Genomic DNA, 1,111 nt, shown 5'->3' on the forward strand with positions numbered 1-1,111 from the left:
GCGAACTCGGCTGGGGTGAGCCCGTGGTGGGCGGAGTGGGGCCTGTTGGCGTTGTAGTCGATCCTCCAGTCTTCGATGATGACGCGGGCTTCCCGTAGTGAGTCGAAGCGCCAGGAGTTGAGCAGTTCATCGCGCAGCCGGCCGTTGAACGACTCGATCCAGGCGTTCTGCCACGGGGAGCCGGGATCGATGAACAGCGAGCCGGTGCCGTTGAACCGGCACCAGTCGTTGACCGCGTGGGCGATGAACTCGGGTCCGTTGTCGAACCGCACGTAGGCCGGTGCCCCATGCATCAGGGCCAGACGGTCGAGGACGTCAACAACGCCGTCGGCGTTGATGCACCGGTTGACCTCGATCGCCAGGGCCTCGTGGGTGAACTCGTCAATCACGTTGAGCATCTTCAACGTTCGCCCGTCGGCGGTGGTGTCGAACTGGAAGTCCATCACCCAGATCACGTTCGGCCGGATCGGACACATCGTCCCGACCGGCGCACCGATGCCGGTCAAGCGTTTCTTCTTGCGGCGCTGTGGAACTCGCAGGCCTTCCTCGCGCCATAGGCGGCGGACGCGCTTGTTGTTGACCTGCCAGCCAGCTCGCCGGGCCGCGATCGCGGCCTGGCGCCATCCCCAGCGGGGACGCTCGGTGGAAAACGTGCGCAGCCACGCCCGCAGCTCGGATTCCTCATCGCTGATCGGCGCGGGTGTCAGGCGCATCGTGGAGCGGTGGAGGCCCACCACCGCACACGCTCGGCGCTCAGAGACCCCGAACCGCTCGCGCAGCATCAGTGCGGCGCTGCGCTTGCGGTTCGGGGTCAGAAGTTTCCCGACGAAATCTCCTTGAGCATGTCGATGTCGAGGGCCTGGTTGGCGACCAGCTTCTTCAGGCGGGCATTCTCGGCCTCCAACTCTTTGAGGCGTTTGGCGTCGTTGGCTTTCATCCCGCCGTACTGGGCAACCCAGCGATGCCACGTCGACTCGGTGATCTGCAGGTGTCGACACACCTCGGCCAGTTCCTGCCCGGTTCCGAGGAGCTTGTTGCCCTCGGCGAGCTTGCGGATGATCTGATCCGGCGTATGCCGCCGGCGCTTGTTCGCTGCCATGTCGTCGTCGAT

1 protein-coding gene is annotated in these 1,111 nt (G+C 65.1%); it reads right to left on the minus strand.

All coding sequences use genetic code 11. From position 1 onward, the window contains the following. Positions 1-1,099, minus strand: a protein-coding gene (locus AC4LGL_RS33860; RefSeq protein ID WP_491842600.1) for an IS3 family transposase whose coding sequence is annotated in 2 segments (ribosomal slippage) — positions 1-829 and positions 829-1,099 — 1,100 coding nt annotated over the 2 segments. Because the reading frame shifts where the segments join, the coding sequence is not laid out codon by codon here. This gene is flagged as partial in the annotation. Positions 1,100-1,111 lie beyond the last annotated feature (12 nt).

The sequence above is a fragment of the Mycolicibacterium arcueilense genome (assembly GCF_058536225.1).